Annotated in this window: 17 protein-coding genes; 6 read left to right on the top strand and 11 right to left on the bottom strand. The window is 33.5% G+C overall.

The annotated features are described in order from the left end of the window. Window position 1 precedes the first annotated feature (1 nt). From sprC to BB050_RS07975, 4 genes are all read right to left on the bottom strand, one after another. Complete coding sequence (gene sprC / locus BB050_RS07990) at window positions 2-1,435, bottom strand: gliding motility protein SprC (protein ID WP_066033208.1); 1,434 nt, start codon at window positions 1,433-1,435, stop codon at window positions 2-4. Then, the gene (locus tag BB050_RS07985; RefSeq protein ID WP_236940432.1) at window positions 1,432-1,842 is read right to left on the bottom strand and encodes a hypothetical protein; all 411 of its coding nucleotides are present in this window, start codon (window positions 1,840-1,842) and stop codon (window positions 1,432-1,434) included. Before BB050_RS07985 ends, sprC begins: the two co-directional genes overlap by 4 nt. A 100-nt stretch (window positions 1,843-1,942) precedes the next feature. Further along, entirely contained in the window at window positions 1,943-3,235 is a 1,293-nt protein-coding gene (locus BB050_RS07980; protein WP_008465730.1) for a hypothetical protein, read from the bottom strand. A gap of 174 nt (window positions 3,236-3,409) precedes the next feature. Next, window positions 3,410-3,862 (bottom strand): hypothetical protein, encoded by a 453-nt coding sequence (locus BB050_RS07975; RefSeq protein ID WP_008465732.1) that lies wholly within the window; start codon window positions 3,860-3,862, stop codon window positions 3,410-3,412. A gap of 447 nt (window positions 3,863-4,309) precedes the next feature. Here BB050_RS07975 and BB050_RS07970 point away from each other — a divergent pair, with 447 nt between their 5' ends. The 4 genes from BB050_RS07970 to recA all read left to right on the top strand — a co-directional run bounded on the left by BB050_RS07970 (window position 4,310) and on the right by recA (window position 7,617). After that, window positions 4,310-5,458, top strand: a complete 1,149-nt coding sequence (locus BB050_RS07970) for a DNA polymerase III subunit (RefSeq protein ID WP_066033206.1) — start codon at window positions 4,310-4,312, stop codon at window positions 5,456-5,458. A gap of 6 nt (window positions 5,459-5,464) precedes the next feature. After that, window positions 5,465-5,848 carry a hypothetical protein gene (locus BB050_RS07965; RefSeq protein WP_008465735.1) on the top strand — a complete coding sequence of 128 codons (384 nt, stop codon included), beginning with the start codon at window positions 5,465-5,467 and terminating at the stop codon, window positions 5,846-5,848. 109 nt (window positions 5,849-5,957) lie between these two features. Continuing rightward, window positions 5,958-6,467 (top strand): acyl-CoA thioesterase, encoded by a 510-nt coding sequence (locus tag BB050_RS07960; RefSeq protein WP_008465736.1) that lies wholly within the window; start codon window positions 5,958-5,960, stop codon window positions 6,465-6,467. A 142-nt stretch (window positions 6,468-6,609) separates the two neighbouring features. Continuing rightward, on the top strand, window positions 6,610-7,617 hold the full coding sequence (gene recA, locus BB050_RS07950; RefSeq protein WP_008465737.1) for a recombinase RecA: 1,008 nt from the start codon (window positions 6,610-6,612) through the stop codon (window positions 7,615-7,617). A gap of 564 nt (window positions 7,618-8,181) precedes the next feature. On the opposite strand, the gene BB050_RS07945 is transcribed toward recA, so the two are convergent. Together BB050_RS07945 and BB050_RS07940 are read right to left on the bottom strand one after the other, a co-directional pair. After that, a complete protein-coding gene (locus tag BB050_RS07945) occupies window positions 8,182-8,922 on the bottom strand; it encodes a lysophospholipid acyltransferase family protein (RefSeq protein ID WP_066033204.1) in 741 nt (246 codons plus the stop codon). Between the two features lie 154 nt (window positions 8,923-9,076). Then, on the bottom strand, window positions 9,077-9,454 hold the full coding sequence (locus tag BB050_RS07940) for a GxxExxY protein (protein ID WP_066033203.1): 378 nt from the start codon (window positions 9,452-9,454) through the stop codon (window positions 9,077-9,079). Window positions 9,455-9,722: 268 nt separating this feature from the next. Here BB050_RS07940 and trpS point away from each other — a divergent pair, with 268 nt between their 5' ends. Then, window positions 9,723-10,697, top strand: a complete 975-nt coding sequence (gene trpS, locus BB050_RS07935) for a tryptophan--tRNA ligase (RefSeq protein ID WP_035691448.1) — start codon at window positions 9,723-9,725, stop codon at window positions 10,695-10,697. 262 nt (window positions 10,698-10,959) lie between these two features. Here trpS and dprA read toward each other — a convergent pair whose 3' ends face one another. Next, window positions 10,960-12,060, bottom strand: a complete 1,101-nt coding sequence (gene dprA, locus BB050_RS07930) for a DNA-processing protein DprA (RefSeq protein WP_066035119.1) — start codon at window positions 12,058-12,060, stop codon at window positions 10,960-10,962. Window positions 12,061-12,297: 237 nt separating this feature from the next. Here dprA and BB050_RS07925 point away from each other — a divergent pair, with 237 nt between their 5' ends. Next, window positions 12,298-13,269: an HU domain-containing protein gene (locus tag BB050_RS07925; protein ID WP_066033202.1), complete on the top strand. Its 972-nt coding sequence runs from the start codon at window positions 12,298-12,300 to the stop codon at window positions 13,267-13,269. Window positions 13,270-13,331: 62 nt separating this feature from the next. On the opposite strand, the gene BB050_RS07920 is transcribed toward BB050_RS07925, so the two are convergent. The 4 genes from BB050_RS07920 to BB050_RS07905 all read right to left on the bottom strand — a co-directional run bounded on the left by BB050_RS07920 (window position 13,332) and on the right by BB050_RS07905 (window position 18,229). Beyond that, complete coding sequence (locus BB050_RS07920) at window positions 13,332-14,093, bottom strand: hypothetical protein (protein WP_066033201.1); 762 nt, start codon at window positions 14,091-14,093, stop codon at window positions 13,332-13,334. A 79-nt stretch (window positions 14,094-14,172) separates the two neighbouring features. Next, entirely contained in the window at window positions 14,173-16,452 is a 2,280-nt protein-coding gene (locus BB050_RS07915; RefSeq protein ID WP_066033200.1) for a helix-turn-helix domain-containing protein, read from the bottom strand. A gap of 104 nt (window positions 16,453-16,556) precedes the next feature. Then, entirely contained in the window at window positions 16,557-17,141 is a 585-nt protein-coding gene (locus BB050_RS07910) for an OmpH/Skp family outer membrane protein (protein WP_066033199.1), read from the bottom strand. 239 nt (window positions 17,142-17,380) lie between these two features. Continuing rightward, entirely contained in the window at window positions 17,381-18,229 is an 849-nt protein-coding gene (locus tag BB050_RS07905) for a class I SAM-dependent methyltransferase (protein ID WP_066033198.1), read from the bottom strand. Between the last annotated feature and the right edge of the window lie 205 nt (window positions 18,230-18,434).

Here is an 18,434-nt window from a genome sequence, read left to right as displayed (position 1 = left end):
ATTATTTTATAACAGTTATTGATCCTTTTTTTTCACCTGCATCGCCTTGAATGACATAGTAATAAACGGGATTAACATTTTTAAAATCTATATTGTTTTGAGGCCAATCGCCTTGGTAATTCACTACATCCAAAACCATTTCTCCGTTTGAACTAATGATCATTACCTTTGTATTTGCATTTTTATATTCATCTGGAATATTCCAATACGGATTCATTCCGCTTAATTTTATAATATTAGGAATAACACTTGTTGGACCAGATTCGCCATTTATTCTAAATGAAAACTCTCTGCTCGCTACACAGCCAGACACTTGAGAAATCTTTACTTTATAATTCCCTTTAACTGAAATAACAAAAGAACTTCCTGTCTCTCCCGAAATTAAATTGTCGTTTAAGTACCATTCAAAAGTAGGAGCAGAAGCGTCTGTTGTAACGTTAACCGTTATAGTTTCGCCTTCGCTTAATTTGTATCCATCCTGGGCATCAATGCTTGCTTGAAAACCATTGCTTTGAAGATTGATAGATCCTGTGGCTTTACATCCGCCAAAATCGACTTCTACAGTATAAACACCAGATTCATTTGTAGAATACGTACGGCTTGTAGCTCCCGCGATAGTAACACCATCTTTCTTCCATAAATAACTATTCCCTGAAGTGGCCGTTAAAACTGTTCCCGTACCATTAGCGCAAAAAGGGTTTCCTAGACTAGAATTGATCGTTACTCCAGATCCACTACTAGATGACGTTACATTAACACGGTTAGAGCTAAAGTTAACGTCAGAGCATTGGCCATAATCGATTTCTGCATAATATTTTCCTGTACTATTAACAACTATCTCCTTAGACGATTGTCCTGTAATAAGGACATCATCTTTATACCATTTATATTTGATATTAGGAATGTCAATTGGAGATGGGGCGTCTGCACTAACAGAAAGCGTTAAACTTCCTCCAGAACATAACATTGCTGTATCACTCTTATTATTGATAAAGAAAGATGACTCGTATGTTTTGAAGTATGCAGGAAAAGAAGTATTCCCTAAAGAGTTTTTAAATCTTGTACTAGTAACGCCTGTTGAGCTTTTTACTCGTAGGCTATAAGTGTCAGAACCAATTAAATTTGTCGGAACTGCATACTTAATTGTTTTTTGGGTTGCAGAAACATCAATAGTTTGAAGGAGAGTGGTTGCAACTGGAGAAGTAAAATTTCCCGCAGCGTCTGAAAGCTCAACTACGAAGGTAGTACCTGCGGGAAAATCTATATAACTAAAAGTAGCATAAAATTCGTTAAACGAATTACCAGCACAAAGCTTCTCTAATCCATCAAATGTTTGAGGAACTATGGTTTGGGCATAGGAATTCGATCTAGCAAATAGTAGAATGCTAAATAATATTAAAACTTTAAAAAAAGATAAAGTAATTTTTTGAATCATATAGTGCGTGTTCTTGCTAGATCTATACGCTCAAAAAACAAGATATCTATAACTGTTTCAGAGAAATCATACTTGTAATTTTCAATTACCTCTTTTGCAATAATTGAAGTTGCTGCAAGTGTTGAGTTCTCCTCACAATCATTAGATACAGTATTTGACTCAGCCGCTATAGTAAGGCCATCCTTGGGGGTGGACATCCCTACTATAGACTGATTTAAATTACTTGATTTGCCGTTTTCTACAACAGCATTATTAGTGTTGTTTTGGTTATTATTAGCCAAAGTTAAACCACACTCAGAAACAGCAGCCTTAGTAGGGTTTTCTGCTGTATTCTGTGCATATAGAGTTAACGATATAGGCGAAACCAAAAATATTATATATAAAAAATATTTTTTCGTAGATACCATTATGTCTTGATCTTTATTTGAGCCCTTAAGACGATACATAAATTGTGTCTGGGGACTTAATTAATAAAATTTACGCGTGGGAAATAAAAATCGAAACTATTTATCTATTACCGCTAGAAGCTGTGATTTTTCCTAATTGTAGTCTGAAATCTGGTTTTTTAGGATTGAAGATATCAATGAATGTTTCTTTGTTGTCACTTTGAGAGTAAACGTTAAAGAATACACTGTTTCCATACCAGCTTTCTAAATCTTCGTTATTAGAATTGTATTCAGTAAAGATGTTTCCTTTACATAAGTTAAAATACATTTCCTCAAATTTGATTTTTTTAAGGTTGGCATCATTGATTTCAGTTTTGCTATCTAATAATACTGCAGGGTTGAATCCAGAGATTACACTTCTTTTCATTTCAAGAGAAGCATTTTCAGCTACATATACAGCCTCTTTTACTAAACCTGCTTGAATGTCAGCATTAATGTTTTCACTGTCGTTAACCATTGTAATATTGCTCGCAACAACTAAAGTTTGTTTTTTAGTGAAGTCTGTTTCACTTTTCTTCTCAAAAGATCTTACCTCCATACAACGAGATCCGTCTTTAGTGCTTGAGAAGTAAGAAGATCTAACTGCTAAAGAGTTGAAGAAACGACACTGAACTCCTTGAGAGAATTTAAAGTCATCATTAACTGATTTATAAGAAACAAATTTTGTAACATTTAAATCACCACCTAAGATTCCGAAAGAATCTCCGCCAGCGTAACTAACCATTACATTTTCAAGTACGGTCTTGTTTCCAACACCAGCAAGAGTTAAAGCGTTGAAAGTATCAGCTCCTTTTACTTTTTTACCAGCGAACTCGATTCTAACAAATCTTAAAATTCCTGAGTTAGAAGCTACATTGTCTCCACCATAAGTAGTCATTGTAGGATCAAGATCTAAGTTATAAGAACCTACATTTCCAAATTTATTGATTGGCGCATCTCCAAGGATTACTATTCCACCCCAGTCTCCCGCTTTTTTCATGCTGCGGTTTGAAGTAAATACAATTGGATCTGTTTCTAAACCATCAGCCACTAATTGTGCTCCTTTTGTGATTACCAATGTTCCTTTTGTTTCGAAATCACCAATAATTACAGTTCCAGGTTCGATAGTTAAAACAGCATTGTTTGTAACATAAACGTTTCCTTGCAGAACGTAGATATTTTTTTTCAGCAATTTAGTATTAACAGAAATGTTTCCTGCCAAAATTTGGTTTGCTTCTCCATAGTCAACTTTATTAGGCTTAAACTCGGTCCAGTTATTTAACCAATTAGTGTAGCCCATAATTCCTTTCTCTTGTTGAGCATTCATACTCGCAACCGTCAAAAGAACGCAGATTAATTGAGTAATTTTTTTCATGATAAGGGGGTATTACGGTTAATAATAAATTTGGGTATGCGCAAATGTAAAAACTCCTCTCGGGTTTTCTGAGATTTCAGAACCCTCGAGAGTGAGTTTCTTTTATTTTGTTTCTTGAAACGCCTAGCTGGTATTCACTTAGACTTTTCAAAAAAGATTTTAAAAAATGCTTTATTACATTTCGTTCAAATCGTTGAACTCGTGTAATGATTTCAATGTACTTTCGTAGAACAAAATTGCAGCAATTAGATTTCCTTTATCAGAGTAAGGCATCATTTTTCGTTGGAATTCTACAGTTGTATCCAAAAATGTCGATGTACCTACTGCCTGAGCATCTAATACTTTTTTGTGTTCGTTATCGTCTGGAATACCAAGGTCAGCCATAGTAACTCCAGGTTTTGTAACCAAAGCAATGTAAGGGAGAGTTTTAACTAATACTTTAATACGCTCGATGTATAATTCCAAAAGTTCACCCTTTTGCATACCACTTAATTCTTTTTGATCATGGTATTTTCGGATAAGAGCAGTTGTACTGATAATACTTCTCGGTGCGTTTTTAGCTTGTGCAGAAACAGCCGCAGTAGTTAAGATAAAAAAAGCACTAAATAGAATAATTTTCCCTTTCATAGATTCTTATTTTATAATTGGTTGTTGATAAAAACAAAAATATATAAATTAACTTAAATTACAACCGTAATGATTTTTTTTTTCAAAAAATTTCCTTAAAAAAAACTTAAAAACTAACGTTATGTCGAGAAAATGTGCGTTTTAACGGGCATTTTGTTAAAAATGTTAATCAAAAATACGTAAGATATTAACTATAAAAAATATAAAATTAACTCTATAAATAATCAAAAAAACACCTTCGATTACCGAAATTGGAAAAAAAATATTAACAAAAACATCTTGATATTTACTCACTTGAAGATATTTATTAACAAAATTCTGTCGAAAGTGATCCAAAAAAAATCAAAAAATCATTCGAAAACTTCGAACCTAAATTTGAAAATTGGAACGAATAAATAATCTTACTTCTGAAATTTTTGCCTACACATTTTCTTCTATCTTTGCGTCATGCAATTTTCTCAAATTTTAGGTCAAGATTACATCAAAAGCCACTTGATAAAAAGTGCTGCTTCTGGTAGAATTCCTCATGCTCAATTATTCGTTGGCCCAGAAGGAAGCGGCACATTAATAACTGCCATTGCTTATGCCCAATATATTTTATGTGGCAATACCGGTAATGAAAATTCAAACGGAAATGATTCTTGCAATCTAAAGTTTGATAACATCTCTCATCCCGATCTGCATTTTATTTACCCAACCGTTACAACCGAAGACGTAAAAACAAAACCAAAAAGTTTAGATTTTATTCAGGATTGGCGAAGCTTTATTCAAGAAATGCCTTACGGCGGTTTGTTCGATTGGTACAAAATTCTCGGTGTTCAAAACAAACAAGGGGAAATTCGTGTAGAAGATGCACAAGAAGTTTTAAAATCGCTTTCGCTAAAATCTTACGAGGGCGGCTATAAGATTATGATTATCTGGATGGCTGATAAAATGAATATCGCAGCCTCCAACAAACTTTTGAAACTTCTCGAAGAACCATCAGACAAAACGATGTTTATTCTCATTTCTGAAAATGAAGAAGATATTATACAAACCATCCGTTCAAGATGCCAAGTGATCCACTTTAGCGGGCTTCCAGAAAAAGTTATTGCCGACGCTTTAGTTAGCCAAGAAAACATAGATGCGGGATTAGCCAAAAAAATTGCGCATCAAGCTCAAGGGAACTTTAATAAAGCATTGCACTTGTTAAAAGAAGATGATGACGATCTTCCGTTCGAACAATGGTTTGTCAACTGGGTTCGTGCTGCTTTTAGGGCAAAAGGAAATGCCGCAGCCATTCAGGATTTAATTTCTTGGAGCGAACAGATTGCTGCGCTGGGACGCGAAAGCCAGAAAAAATTTATTCAATATTGTATTGAAATGTTTCGACAAGCTCTTATGCTAAATTATCAGGCACAAGATTTAGTTTATATCGAACCAAAAGTGGATAAATTTAAATTAGAGAATTTTGCTCCTTTCGTAAACGGAAATAATATTCACGAAATATTCAAAGAACTTTCAGATGCTATGTATCATATTGAAAGAAATGGAAATGCAAAAATTATCCTTACCGATTTATCGATCAAATTGACTCGTTTAATTCATAAAAAATAATTCATAATGAACAATGTTGCCTCAATTTTGCTTTTGGCTTTTCTAGCTTTAACTTTTCTACAATCCGGTTACGAAAAGATTTTTTACTGGAAAGATAATGTCACCTGGCTAAAAGAACATTTTGCCAAAACGCCTTTAAAAAATCAAGTTCCGCTTGCCCTTTTACATTTATTGATTTTAGAATTGATTTCTGGAATTTTATGTGTTGTGGGCGCAATTCAATTGTTTACAAATAATGGCAGAGAATTTGGTTTTTATGGAGCTATCTTTTCTTGTATCTGTTTACTAATGATGCTTTTCGGACAAAGACTTGCAAAAGATTACGATGGTGCGAGAACCATTGTTATATATTTTATACCAGCTGTAATGGCTGTTTATTGGTTGAATTAATTCAACTAAAGTTTAAAAAAAAGCCTCAGATTTTATAGATTGAAAATCTATGTGAATTGTAATCCCGATGGGTTTTCGGGAGTGGCATTAAAAAAAATTATTATAAAAAATGAATCCAAAACATCCTTCAGAATCCCTAACTATTTTAACTGATTTAGTTTTACCGAGCGAAACAAATCCTTTAAACAATCTTTTTGGCGGTGAGTTATTAGCCAGAATGGATCGTGCGGCAAGTATTGCGGCCCGCAGGCATTCTCGCCGAATCGTAGTAACGGCATCTGTAAATCACGTTGCTTTTAACAGAGCCATTTCGCTTGGAAGCGTTGTAACCGTAGAAGCAAAGGTTTCTAGATCATTCAAAAGTTCAATGGAAGTTTTTATTGACGTGTGGGTAGAAGACCGCGAATCTGGAAACAGAACTAAAGCCAACGAAGCAATTTATACTTTCGTTGCCGTAGACGACACCGGAAGACCAGTTGAAGTTCCAGCAATTGTACCTGAAACCGAATTAGAAATTCAGCGATTTGATGCTGCGCTTCGTCGTAAACAATTGAGTTTACTGCTGGCCGGAAAAATAAAACCAACCGACGCGACTGAATTAAAGGCTTTATTTGTATAGAACAATTTTGTGACAATTTGGAACAATCAAACTTCAAAAAAAGAAGTAATTTTACAAATTATAAAACTGATTAATAAAAATATAGAAGATTTTTCTTATATTTATCCAAAAAGACAAAATAATAATTTAGATATTAAAAAAAATGAGTTCAGAGAAAGAAGCCAAATTAAAAGCACTACAATTAACGCTTGATAAACTTGATAAAACCTACGGAAAAGGAACCGTAATGAAAATGGGCGACAGAGCCATTGTAGAGGTAGAAACGATTTCTTCTGGCTCACTAGGTGTAGACTTAGCTCTTGGAGTAAACGGATATCCAAAAGGAAGAATTATTGAAATATATGGTCCAGAATCTTCTGGAAAAACAACTTTGACGCTTCACGCCATTGCAGAAGCTCAAAAAGCAGGTGGTATTGCTGCTTTTATCGATGCCGAACATGCTTTTGATAGAAATTACGCAGAGAAATTAAATGTTGATATTGAGAACTTAATCATCTCTCAGCCAGACAACGGAGAACAAGCTTTAGAAATTGCTGAAAACCTTATTCGTTCTGGAGCTATAGACATCGTTGTAATTGACTCTGTTGCGGCTTTAACTCCAAAAAGTGAGATTGAAGGCGAAATGGGAGATTCAAAAATGGGTCTTCATGCACGTTTGATGTCTCAAGCTTTAAGAAAACTTACTGGAACTATCAGCAAAACAAATTGTACAGTTTTCTTCATCAACCAGCTTCGTGAAAAAATCGGTGTTATGTTCGGAAATCCAGAAACTACAACCGGGGGTAACGCACTTAAATTTTACGCTTCTGTACGTTTAGATATTCGTCGTTCTGCTCAAATTAAGGATGGTGAAAACGTAATTGGTAACAGAACTAAAGTTAAAATTGTTAAAAACAAAGTAGCACCGCCATTTAAAACTGCCGAGTTTGACATTATGTACGGAGAAGGAGTTTCTAAAACTGGTGAAATCTTAGACCTAGCTGTTGAATTTGACATTGTTAAAAAAGCAGGATCTTGGTTTAGCTACGGCGACACAAAACTAGGACAAGGACGTGATGCTGTTAAAACTTTAATTAAGGATAATCCAGAACTTGCTGAAGAACTAGAAGTTAAGATTAAAGAACACATGAAAGAATTGGCTAATGCCTAAAAAATAAGTCTAAAAAAGACACTTTAAAAGCCGAGTGATTACACAAAAATCACTCGGCTTTTTTATTATGAAAAAAAATTAAATTTCTACGCAACCTTTTTACTAAACCGCCATCTATTAGAAAAAAGCAGTTTGTAATTGGTACTGCCATATATCAATTGGAGTTTTTTTTAGAATTTACGTTGATTGGTTATTTGAGTAAAAAAATCCGTTAGTTGTTTAAACTAGCGGGTTTTTATCAAAAAATTCTGTTTTAATTAAAATTCTAACGCAACCTTTTTAAATTTTCTGTATCTATAATAATGTGAAATTAACTTGAGTTAATAACCAAACTCTTTATTATCAACCATTAATATTTTTAATCATGAAAGAAAAAATAGAATTGTTGTACAATAAAAACCGAAGAAAAACCAAATTAAAATTTAAGAAAGTATTGCGTTTTATTTCAGAAAAGATAATTCACAGATAATAACTTTTGAATAAAAATAGGGGTTTTTAATTCAAAGAAAATCCGGCAGATAAATTAATCTGCCGGATTTTGTATTTTACATAATGTTTTTATGTTTATTTCTGAAAATCGATCAAACCATTGTAAATCATATTTCTAACTTGGTCTCGTAACTCTTTTCGGTTATCGCTTGTCAAACCTTTTGTTTCTACAAACGGCAAAATTCGAGCTCGCATTTTACCAGGACTTCCGCTCATAAACGTATATGAAAAACGCTCCTTATTGTCCGGAAAAACAATTGGCACAATCGGAATCTGATGATCTATTGCCAATCTAAATGCACCATCTTTAAACTCATCCAGCAAAATGCTTTCGTCATCTGGAACTCCCCCTTCCGGAAAAATACAAATACTCAAACCTTGGTTAAGACGATTTTGAGCTCTTTTAAATACTTCATTTTTGCTTTTAGAAGAACTTCTGTCAACCAAAATACAAGTGCGTTTGTAAAAAAATCCAAAAAGCGGAATCTTCACCAATTCTTTCTTTCCAACAAAAACGAACGGATTTTTTACAAGTGCCAGCATCAGCATAATATCAGTCATTGAGGTATGATTAGCCACAATCATATAACTTTTCCCTTTAATGAGCTTCTGTTCGCGTTTTACGGTGTAATAGAAACCCATTCCGAAAAGGATAAATTTAGCCCAAATGCGGGCCATTTTAAAGAAATACGGATATCCTTTCTCAGAGAGGATAGAAATAAGCAAAAAAGGCAACATAATGAGTATTGGAATCGCCATCAAGACATAAAACCAAACTCTCCAAAGAATCCAAAAAGCAATTTTAAATATTTTCATAGCTTCAAATGTAAGAAAACAGAAATGAATTCTAAACAAGATTTTTTTTCTAGTGTAAGGCTTCTTTTAACGCAAAGCTCACAAAGTATTTTCGCAAAGTTTTTAAAGCAATAAATGTGAAAATTTGCTTTGCTATAAGTTCGCAAAGCTTTATCTATAAATTATTAGCAACTCTTCTAATACCATTTTTTAATAAACTTTCACTGAAATTTATGAGCAAGCCAAGTTTAAAATTTCCTACTCTTAAATAGGTTAATGTTTGTGCTAAATGATTAACAGTTAATGATTCAACACTTTTGATTTCAATTAGGAATTTGTTCTCTACAAGCAAATCAATCCGATATCCGCAATCAAGTTGAACTTCTTCAAAAACTAATGGCAAAGCTTTCTCTTTTTCTACAAGAAGTCCTCTTTGTTTAATTTTATAAAACAAACATTCCTTATAAACATTTTCCAATAAACCTGGTCCGAGTTTTTTATGGACATCTATAGCAAGGCCAATTATAATATTTGATATTTCGTTTTCTGTCATATTCAAAAATCAAATTTATAAATATTTTCCTATTTTTCAATTCTAACAATAATACTTACGCATAAAAGATTATTTTGCTTAAGATGAAGCTTTGTGAACTTACAGCAAAGCGGTTCTTTCAGAAATAAGCTTATTTCCTTTGCGAAAAACCTTTGCGCACTTTGCGTTAAAAAACATACAGTAAATTGGTAAAACTTTAACCAAAATCCTTATGAACTTTGCGGTTATAAAAAACTTCCCGAACTTTGCAATTAAGAAAAAAACGAGAATGGCAAAAATACTTACTGGTGTTCAAAGTACAGGAACACCGCATTTAGGAAATTTATTAGGAGCAATTATTCCGGCAATCGAATTATCAAATGATCCAGCAAATGAATCTTATTTGTTTATTGCCGATTTGCATTCAATTACTCAGATTAAAGATGGAAAGACTTTAAGAGAAAATACTTATAGCACAGCTGCGGCTTGGCTTGCTTGTGGTTTAAATCCTGAAAAAGTTACATTTTACAGACAATCTGATGTGGTTCAGACTACTGAATTGACTTGGTACTTAAGCTGTTTTTTTCCGTTTCAAAGATTGACTTTAGCTCATTCTTTCAAAGATAAAGCTGATCGTTTAGACGATGTTAACGCGGGACTTTTCACCTATCCGATGTTGATGGCGGCCGATATTTTATTGTACGATGCTGAATTTGTTCCTGTTGGAAAAGATCAATTGCAGCATTTAGAAATTACTCGTGATGTAGCATCACGTTTTAACCACCAAATGGGTGAAACATTTGTTCTTCCTGAAGCAAAAATTCAGGAAAACATTATGCTGATTCCTGGAACAAATGGCGGAAAAATGAGTAAATCTGCCAATAATATAATAAACATTTTCTTGGACGATAAAGCTTTACGCAAACAAGTAATGAGTATCGAAACTGACAGTACCCCGCTTGAAGCGCCAAAAAATCCAGATACTTGTAATGCATTTGCAATTTATTCTCTTTTAGCAAACGAAGAGCAGACTGCTCAAATGAGAGCAAATTATTTAGGTGGGAACTACGGTTATGGTCATGCCAAACAAGCTTTGTTTGAATTGATTACAGAAAAATTCAAAACTGAAAGAGAAAAATACAATTACTATATCAACAACCTTGAAGAAGTAGACGCTTTATTGAAAAAGGGCGCTGCAAAAGCTTCTGTAATTGCTGATGGTGTTTTAGCAAAAGTTAGAGAAGTTTTAGGATTTGAAAAATAATTCAAAAACTATCTTTTAAAGAAACGCTGATCATTTTAAATTTGGTCAGCGTTTTTCTTTTAACATTGATTTTAATTATTTTTTTGTAACTTCATGTATATTAATCATTTAAAAACAAAAAATGGATAAGTATATTGAAGATTATAACGTTCCGCCATATCTATTTCAAGTCTTGAATATACTATTCGGCTTAGTGGTGATTTATATTCTATATCGATTGTACAAACATTTTACAAGAAAATAATATATAGGATTTTCTGCGTTAAATTGATTCAAAAAGTTTTCCCGGAAGTGGTCTAATAACGCCTTTTAATTCCATACCAATCAAAATCCCAGACAGCTTGAAAATTGGGATTTCGCATTCAATTGAAATGATATCTAATAATTCTTTCCCATTTTTTTGAAGAAAATCATAAACCTTTTGTTCTTGAGGTTCTAAATCAATAAAAAGCTGTTTCTGAATATTTTTCGGCTTTTCTTTAATATCCCAATTCAGCATATAGATTAAATCTGCAGCACTTGTTAATAGATTAGCTTTCTGCGTTTTAATCAAATTATTACAACCTTGACTGTACTTATCTGTCACCCTTCCAGGCACAGCAAAGACATCACGATTATACTCGTTGGCCATATTTGCAGTAATTAACGAACCGCCTTTATCGGCAGATTCTATGACAATTGTTGCTTCTGTCATTCCAGCCACGATGCGATTTCGACGAACAAACTTCTCTTTATCAGGATTCGAATCGCTCCAAAACTCCGTTATAAATCCACCATTCTCTTCCATTTTTGCCATGTATTTTTTATGCGTTCGCGGATAAATCTGATTCAATCCATGAGCCAGCACGGCAACAGTTTGCAAGTCATGATCCATCGATGCCTGATGTGCTACAATATCAACTCCATAAGCAAAACCACTAACGATAACAGGATCTAACGGAGCTAAATCTTCTATGAGTTTTTTACAGAAATCTGTTCCGTAAGAGGTAATCTGTCTAGTGCCAACAATACTAATTAATCTTTTTTTCTTGAAATCAAGATTACCCGCGGTAAAAATTAGAATTGGAGCATCGAAACAATGCTTAAGTCTTTCTGGATAGTTTTCATCCTGGAAAAAAGAAACCTGAATATTGCTGTTTTTTATAAATGACAATTCCTTGTCGGCTTTTTCGAAAATAGTTTTATCCTTAAGATTCTTAATCAAAACAGATCCGATTCCGTCAACAGCTGCCAAATCAGAATTCTTAGCTTTAAAAATGGCAGAAGCATCGCCAAACGAATTAAGCAATTTCTTGCCCATTATATCTCCCACTCCATCAACCTTTAATAAGGCAAGTAAACTAAATAATTCCTGATCGGTCATTGCATATAACATTATGTAAAATAGAAAAAATAAACCTACTTCTTTTGGAGGGCAAATATCTATAAAACAAAGTAATTTATTAATAAAATTTAAAAATAAATTATAGAAACATTTCTTAAAGTGCGTAATAGTTAGTGTAATTAATTGAAAACGAATTGTATAAAAATAATTCTGAATTGTTAATAAAAATTGTGAATAAAATTTTGATAACTATACGCGTTGGCTAACTTTGTTAACATGAAAATCGAAGTATATATCTCACAGTTATTGTATCGTTATCAGTGTGTAACGGTTCCAGGATTTGGTGCATTTTTAACCGAAACACATTCGGCGCAGCTAAATGAAAGCACTAATTCGTTTTTTCCTCCAAAAAAAACCATTTCTTTCAACAGCCGTATAAAAAACAATGACGGATTATTGGCAAATCATATTGCACAAGCAGAAAAAACATCTTATGGTTTTGCTGTAAGCGCAATTGCATTTGAGGTTTTGAACTGGAAAAAAACATTGGAAGAAGAAGGCGTAATTCTTTTAAAAAACATTGGAGAACTACGTTTAAATTCTGAAAGCAATATTGTTTTTAAACCAAACGACCAAACCAATTATCTGGCAACTTCTTTTGGATTAAGCCCTTTCGTTTCTCCGATGGTGAAAAAAGAGGCTTTTGAGAAAAAAATCGAAAAGATTGCGGCAAAAGAAAAAGATGCTGTTTTATTATACGAAAACGAAGAAGAAACTAAATCTTCAAACCCGTTCTTGCGTTATGCAGCAATTCTAGTTCTGGGACTTGGAATTACAGGAAGCATTGGTTACCCATTATATCAAAATCAAATCGATAACCAAACACTTGTTGTAGAACAAGCGGTTCAGAAAAAAGTACAGAACAAAATTCAAGAAGCAACTTTCTTCATTAAAAGTCCGCTTCCAGCTGTGACACTTTCTGTTGATTCTGCTAAAGTTGAAACTGTTGAAACAACAATGCCTTATCATATTATGGCTGGTGCTTTCAGAAGTGAAGCTAATGCTAGAAAAGCTTACAATCAACTCATTAAAGACGGTTTCAAAGCTAGAATGCTGAAAGAAAACAAACATGGCTTATTTCCTGTTTTGTACGGAAGTTACGCTACTATGAAAGAAGCTGAACAAGCTCAAAAAGAAATACAAAAAGGCGAAAATCCACAAGCCTGGATTCTAGTCGAAAATCTATAAATCAAAAAAAATCCCGTTTCAAAAGAACGGGATTTTTTTGTATCTCTCTTATCCTTCACTGTTTATCGTGAAACAATTTTTGCATCCTGAGATAAAATTTCTTTTTCTGACTGATAAACAATCAGCATCGCAGGAGCTGAACCTTTTTCACCCAAAACAATGAAATGACATTCATATCTGAAATTACCTTTTTTAAATTCGTAATGATGATTCCCACCAGTTCCATCAGCATGAAAAGTTCCTTTTTCAATTACTAGATCTGGTTTGTCAGTCATCTTCTGGTTCAGAGACCATGATGCATATCGATAGTTATCATTTCCCAAATCATCAATTCGAATTCTGAATTTAGAGGTTTCAAGAATTGCGACAGGTTCTTTAAAATTTGATAGTGACGGATTTACATTTTTTTTCTGTTCTGAAATCTTTGAATTTTTCAATTTCAATTCTTCCTCAGACTGGTGATTTATACTGATGATTCTTCCATCCGTATCGATCCACAAATCACCTTGATTAAGCATAATTCCCCTCCAGCCCACTTCTGACCAATCTTTTGCTGGATTTGATTTTACAATTTTTTCAATCAAAACTTTATCAAAAATTTGATTGTATCTTTTTATAAAATCAGCTTTGTCTTTTACTGGCGGAATTGGATATTCACGTTTGAACGGAAATTTTACTCGATTTGCAATTGCTTCTTTATCGTTGCTTTTTACCTCAAGAATAAATTTCGAAATGAATTTTTGGTATTCTGGTTTCAAATCTTGCGCATTCAGAAACGAAGAACTAAAAACCAAAATTGTTAGCAATAATTTAAACATTTTCATATCAGAAATAATTTAATATGTTAGTAATTAGAATTTTGAAAAAATGAAAACACTGTTTCACGTAGGACGCTCCAAAAAATCAATTTATGCTCGCTTTGAACATTTTCAATTCGTCCCATGTAAATTCATCTCCATATTTTTCTTTCAAAGGACTCAAAGATTCTTCCTGATAAAACTGAAACGCCTCACGCAAAGCCAAAATTTTATCATAAGGCAAAACATCAGTGATTTCAATTTTCTTCGCTTGAATAAGTCTAATCAAATGCCCTTCGATTGTTTGAACATTCAATTTACGCATTCTCGCAATATCTTCAACCGAATTTTTCTCCATCCACAAATCATATGTTTCTTCGACTGTCGTTTTTTTAGCCGTTTTAAGCTCATTTTTTTCCGCTTTAGCTGATTTGTATCGAACAACAGGCTCTTCTGTTCTAAAAATGTCTGCATTTGTCGTTTTAAGCTCTTCTCGGATTCTTTCCGCCTTGTTGATTTTATAATTTTTAATATTTGGCGACGAAAGCTTTTCTTTACTGATTTCTTCACCGGCCACAACAACTTCAATCAATAACTTGGCTTTCATCAATCTCAAAACGGCTTTTGTCTGGAGATCTTCTAAAAAATTAAGTTCTTCATAGAACTCTTTTACTTTTTTAAATTTTTGAATTTCAGCCATTTTATAAATTAGATCATCAACCAATTTGTCCATTGGTTTGAAAAAATAATCGTAGGCCGCTTCTACCCTTTCTTTCACAAAAAACAGATCGACCGTTTCTTTAATGAAAATTTTATTGAGTTGAGAAATGAATTTCTGCGAAGGATCTAAAAGCTGCTCCATAATTTCCATCCGTTTATGAGCCCAAACCGCATGTTTCGTTTTTTCGGAACCTGCCGCATTTTCGTTATAACTGAAACGATGATTTCGCCATTCTTGCGCCAATTCACCCCAATTAAAACTGTTAACCAAATAGTTATGAATAAAATTTTTGGTTTCGAAATGAAGAGAATTTTGTAAATCCTGTTCTGTTGCCCGATTCAAAGCATAATCCATCACATCTTGATCATTCGAAATACCATTCATCTGCATCGGAGAAAGCAAAATAAGCCCATTTAAGGAACGCAAACGCGAAAGTGCTACATAGGCTTGCCCGGGCAGAAAAACTTGCGATACATCGAGCGCTGCTTTGTCAAAAGTTAAACCTTGGCTTTTGTGTACCGTAATCGCCCACGCCAGCTTGATCGGGTAATGCGCAAAAGTTCCTAAAACCTCCTCTTCAATATCTTTGGTTTGTTCGTTGACTTTGTAGCGGATATTTTTCCATTCGTACTTTTCAACTTCCAATGTCATGTTCTCTTCTGGAAAGTGAACAAAGATTTCTTCATCAGAAAGCGATTTGATTATGCCCATTTTTCCGTTAAAATATCTTTTCTCAAAAGACAAATCGTTTTTGACGAACATGATCTGCGCGCCAACTTTCAATTTCAGTTCTTCTTCAACTGGAAATATCTTTTCAGGAAAATCGCCCACTACAAATGGCGTATAAATGTACTCTTTTCCATATAAATCATTGATTGACTGCGAGTTGATAGAATCAGCTTTGGCATTATGGGTTGTTAGAGTGATATAACCTTTGTTCTCTTTAAAGTCAAAATCTGGCTTAACATACTGATTTAGAATAGTTATGTCCTCTGGAGTGATCTGGTTATTTCTTAAATTGTTCAAAACCGAAATAAAAGCATCGTCTGTCTGTCGGTAAATTTTTGACAATTCGATATAAATTGGCGGATATGTTTGGAGAACATGTGAATGAAAAAAGAACTTTCCGCGATAATAGTTTTTCAGCGTTCGCCATTCTTCATCGCGAATAACCGGCGGCAACTGAAGCAAGTCTCCAATAAACAAAACCTGGACTCCACCAAACGGATGAGTATTTCTACGAACGGTCTGCATCATGAAATCGACTGCATCAAGCAAATCGGCGCGAAGCATACTGACTTCATCAATAACCAGAAGCTCCATGTTTTTGATTACATTTCGCTTGACGTTATTCATTTTGAAATGACGACGCAACGATTCTTTGTTTTCAAACTTTACCGTTTCCGTAAACTGCGCGCTCACATCATATGATGGAATAAACGCAGAAAACGGAAGTTGAAACATGGAATGAATGGTTACGCCACCAGCATTCAGAGCTGCAATTCCCGTAGGTGCAACGACCACCGTATTTTTATGCGTGGTCGCGATAATTTCGCGTAAAAGCGTGGTTTTTCCAGTACCTGCTTTTCCCGTAAGGAAAATAGATTTCTGAGTCTGATTGATGAATTGTAAAGTATAAGCTGCCGCTTCTGAAACGTTCTGCATTGGGCTTGTATTAAAGAAATAAAATTACCGCATTTTTATAAAAAGAAAAAACCTAAATCTTAGTGGATTTAGGTTTTCAGTAATTTAGTTAGTTTGGTAGTTTTTTATTTTTTTGCTTCGCCTTCTTTTGTTTCAGCTGCTGGTTTTGCATCTGCTTTTGGCTCTGCTTTGTATTTATCATTTAAAGCTTTGATAATTTCTTTTGTGATATCGTATTTCTCTTCAGCATACAAAATTGTTGCAGCATCTCCTGTTCCGTAGATGTAAGAGTAACCGTTTTTCTTTCCGTAATCTTTAATGAATTTTTTAACTCCACTAACAAGAGAATCCATTTCAACACCACTTTCTTGTTGTAACTGTTGAGCTAATGCTTGTTGTGCATAACCTAACTGCTGCTCTCTTTTTTGCAATTCAGCACCTCTTTGCTGTGCCCAAGCTTGACCGTTTGCTTGTGCCTGACTTTGAAAATTAGCAGCGTCTTGTTTAAAACGTGAAATCTCAGCTTGTAATTGTCTCCCTTTTTCTTCCGCTTGAGCTTTGTACTTTGCCTCTAAATCTTTTGCCTCAGTGTATTCTTTCATCAAAACCGAAGTATCCACGTAAGCTGTTTTTACTTCCTTTACCTCTGCTGTTTTGTTACAAGAAACTGCGAAAACTGAAAGTGCGATAATAACTAATGCTTTTTTCATTTTTAATAATTCTATTTTTTTAAGTATTGAAGACAAAAATATAAAAAAATCAATAGCATCAACATAAAGTTTAAAAAATGCGTAAATTTTATGATATTGTTTTTATTTATAGTAAAAAATATAGCCATAAACCAATGTTATCGCTATATTTTGGATGTTTTTTGTCTTGTTTTTGGATTAGCTAAAAAAGCCATCTTGTCTTTTAGAGACAAAACGGCTTTAGAATGATTCTTTAATTTTTACTTGTTTTTCAAAACGTAAATATGAGATGAGTATTCCTTTGAGCTTCTTGCCTTCCAGTTTGATTTTAAACCTATGAAGAAAGCTTTGATATAATTCATCTTTCCGGTTTTGTATTTTTCTGATAAAAGGCTCACATAAAACGAATCGAACTTCATTGGAAGTATTTTTTCTAATTTCATATCTACTCTTTCAAAAAGCAATTGGATTGATTTTTTCGAAAAATGCCAAAAATGAATTGGCACATCATAAGCAGCCCAAAAAGTTTCATAATGCCCGGCATCAAATGATTTGTAGTTTGGAACCGCAACAATTAATGTTCCAGTTGGTTTTAATAAACGCTTTAATTCTTGGATCTGATGTTCTAAATTTGGAACGTGTTCCAAAACATGCCACATGGTAATTACATCCAAAGAATTACTTTCTAAAGCGCTAATTTCTTCTACAAATGAAATTCCTTTTTCTTTAGCAATATTTTTAGCACGATCGCTCGGTTCTACTCCAATTGTTTCCCAACCGTCATTTTTTGCTGTTAAAAGGAAATCACCTGTTCCAGCTCCAATATCCAAAAGTTTTCCTTTTTTCGGTTGCTGGCTATTGATTAAATTCAATTTATTCTTAAGTGCAATATTTTTTACGAAATGATAGGCTTTTTCAAATAACGAACGTTTATTGTCTGTATGCGAAATATAATCTTCGCTTTCGTAATATTTACCTAAATTTTGAAGTTCAGGCTGTGGAGAAGTAATTAGCATATCTAATTCTTCATCGTAATACAAATCAAAAATTTCTTTTGAAACAGAATGGTCTTTTACCGTAAGAAAGTGTTTTTTATTTAAAACGTTCATTTTTTAATTTTATAGATATTGGGTTTAATTTATAGCAAATCCTAAAAACGAAATTTATCGCTTTTAGGATTTTTGTTTTTTCTTTTATTCTTCTAAAACTCTTTGTGATTTCTTCAAAATTGATAATTCAATACAATTACAAATCTACTTTATTCATCCTCTATGCAAAATAATATCCTTTTCAATTCTGATTTTCTTTCCATCT

Source organism: Flavobacterium anhuiense (genome assembly GCF_001705175.1).
GTDB lineage: Bacteria > Bacteroidota > Bacteroidia > Flavobacteriales > Flavobacteriaceae > Flavobacterium > Flavobacterium anhuiense.
This window is presented reverse-complemented; position numbering and strand designations above follow the sequence as displayed.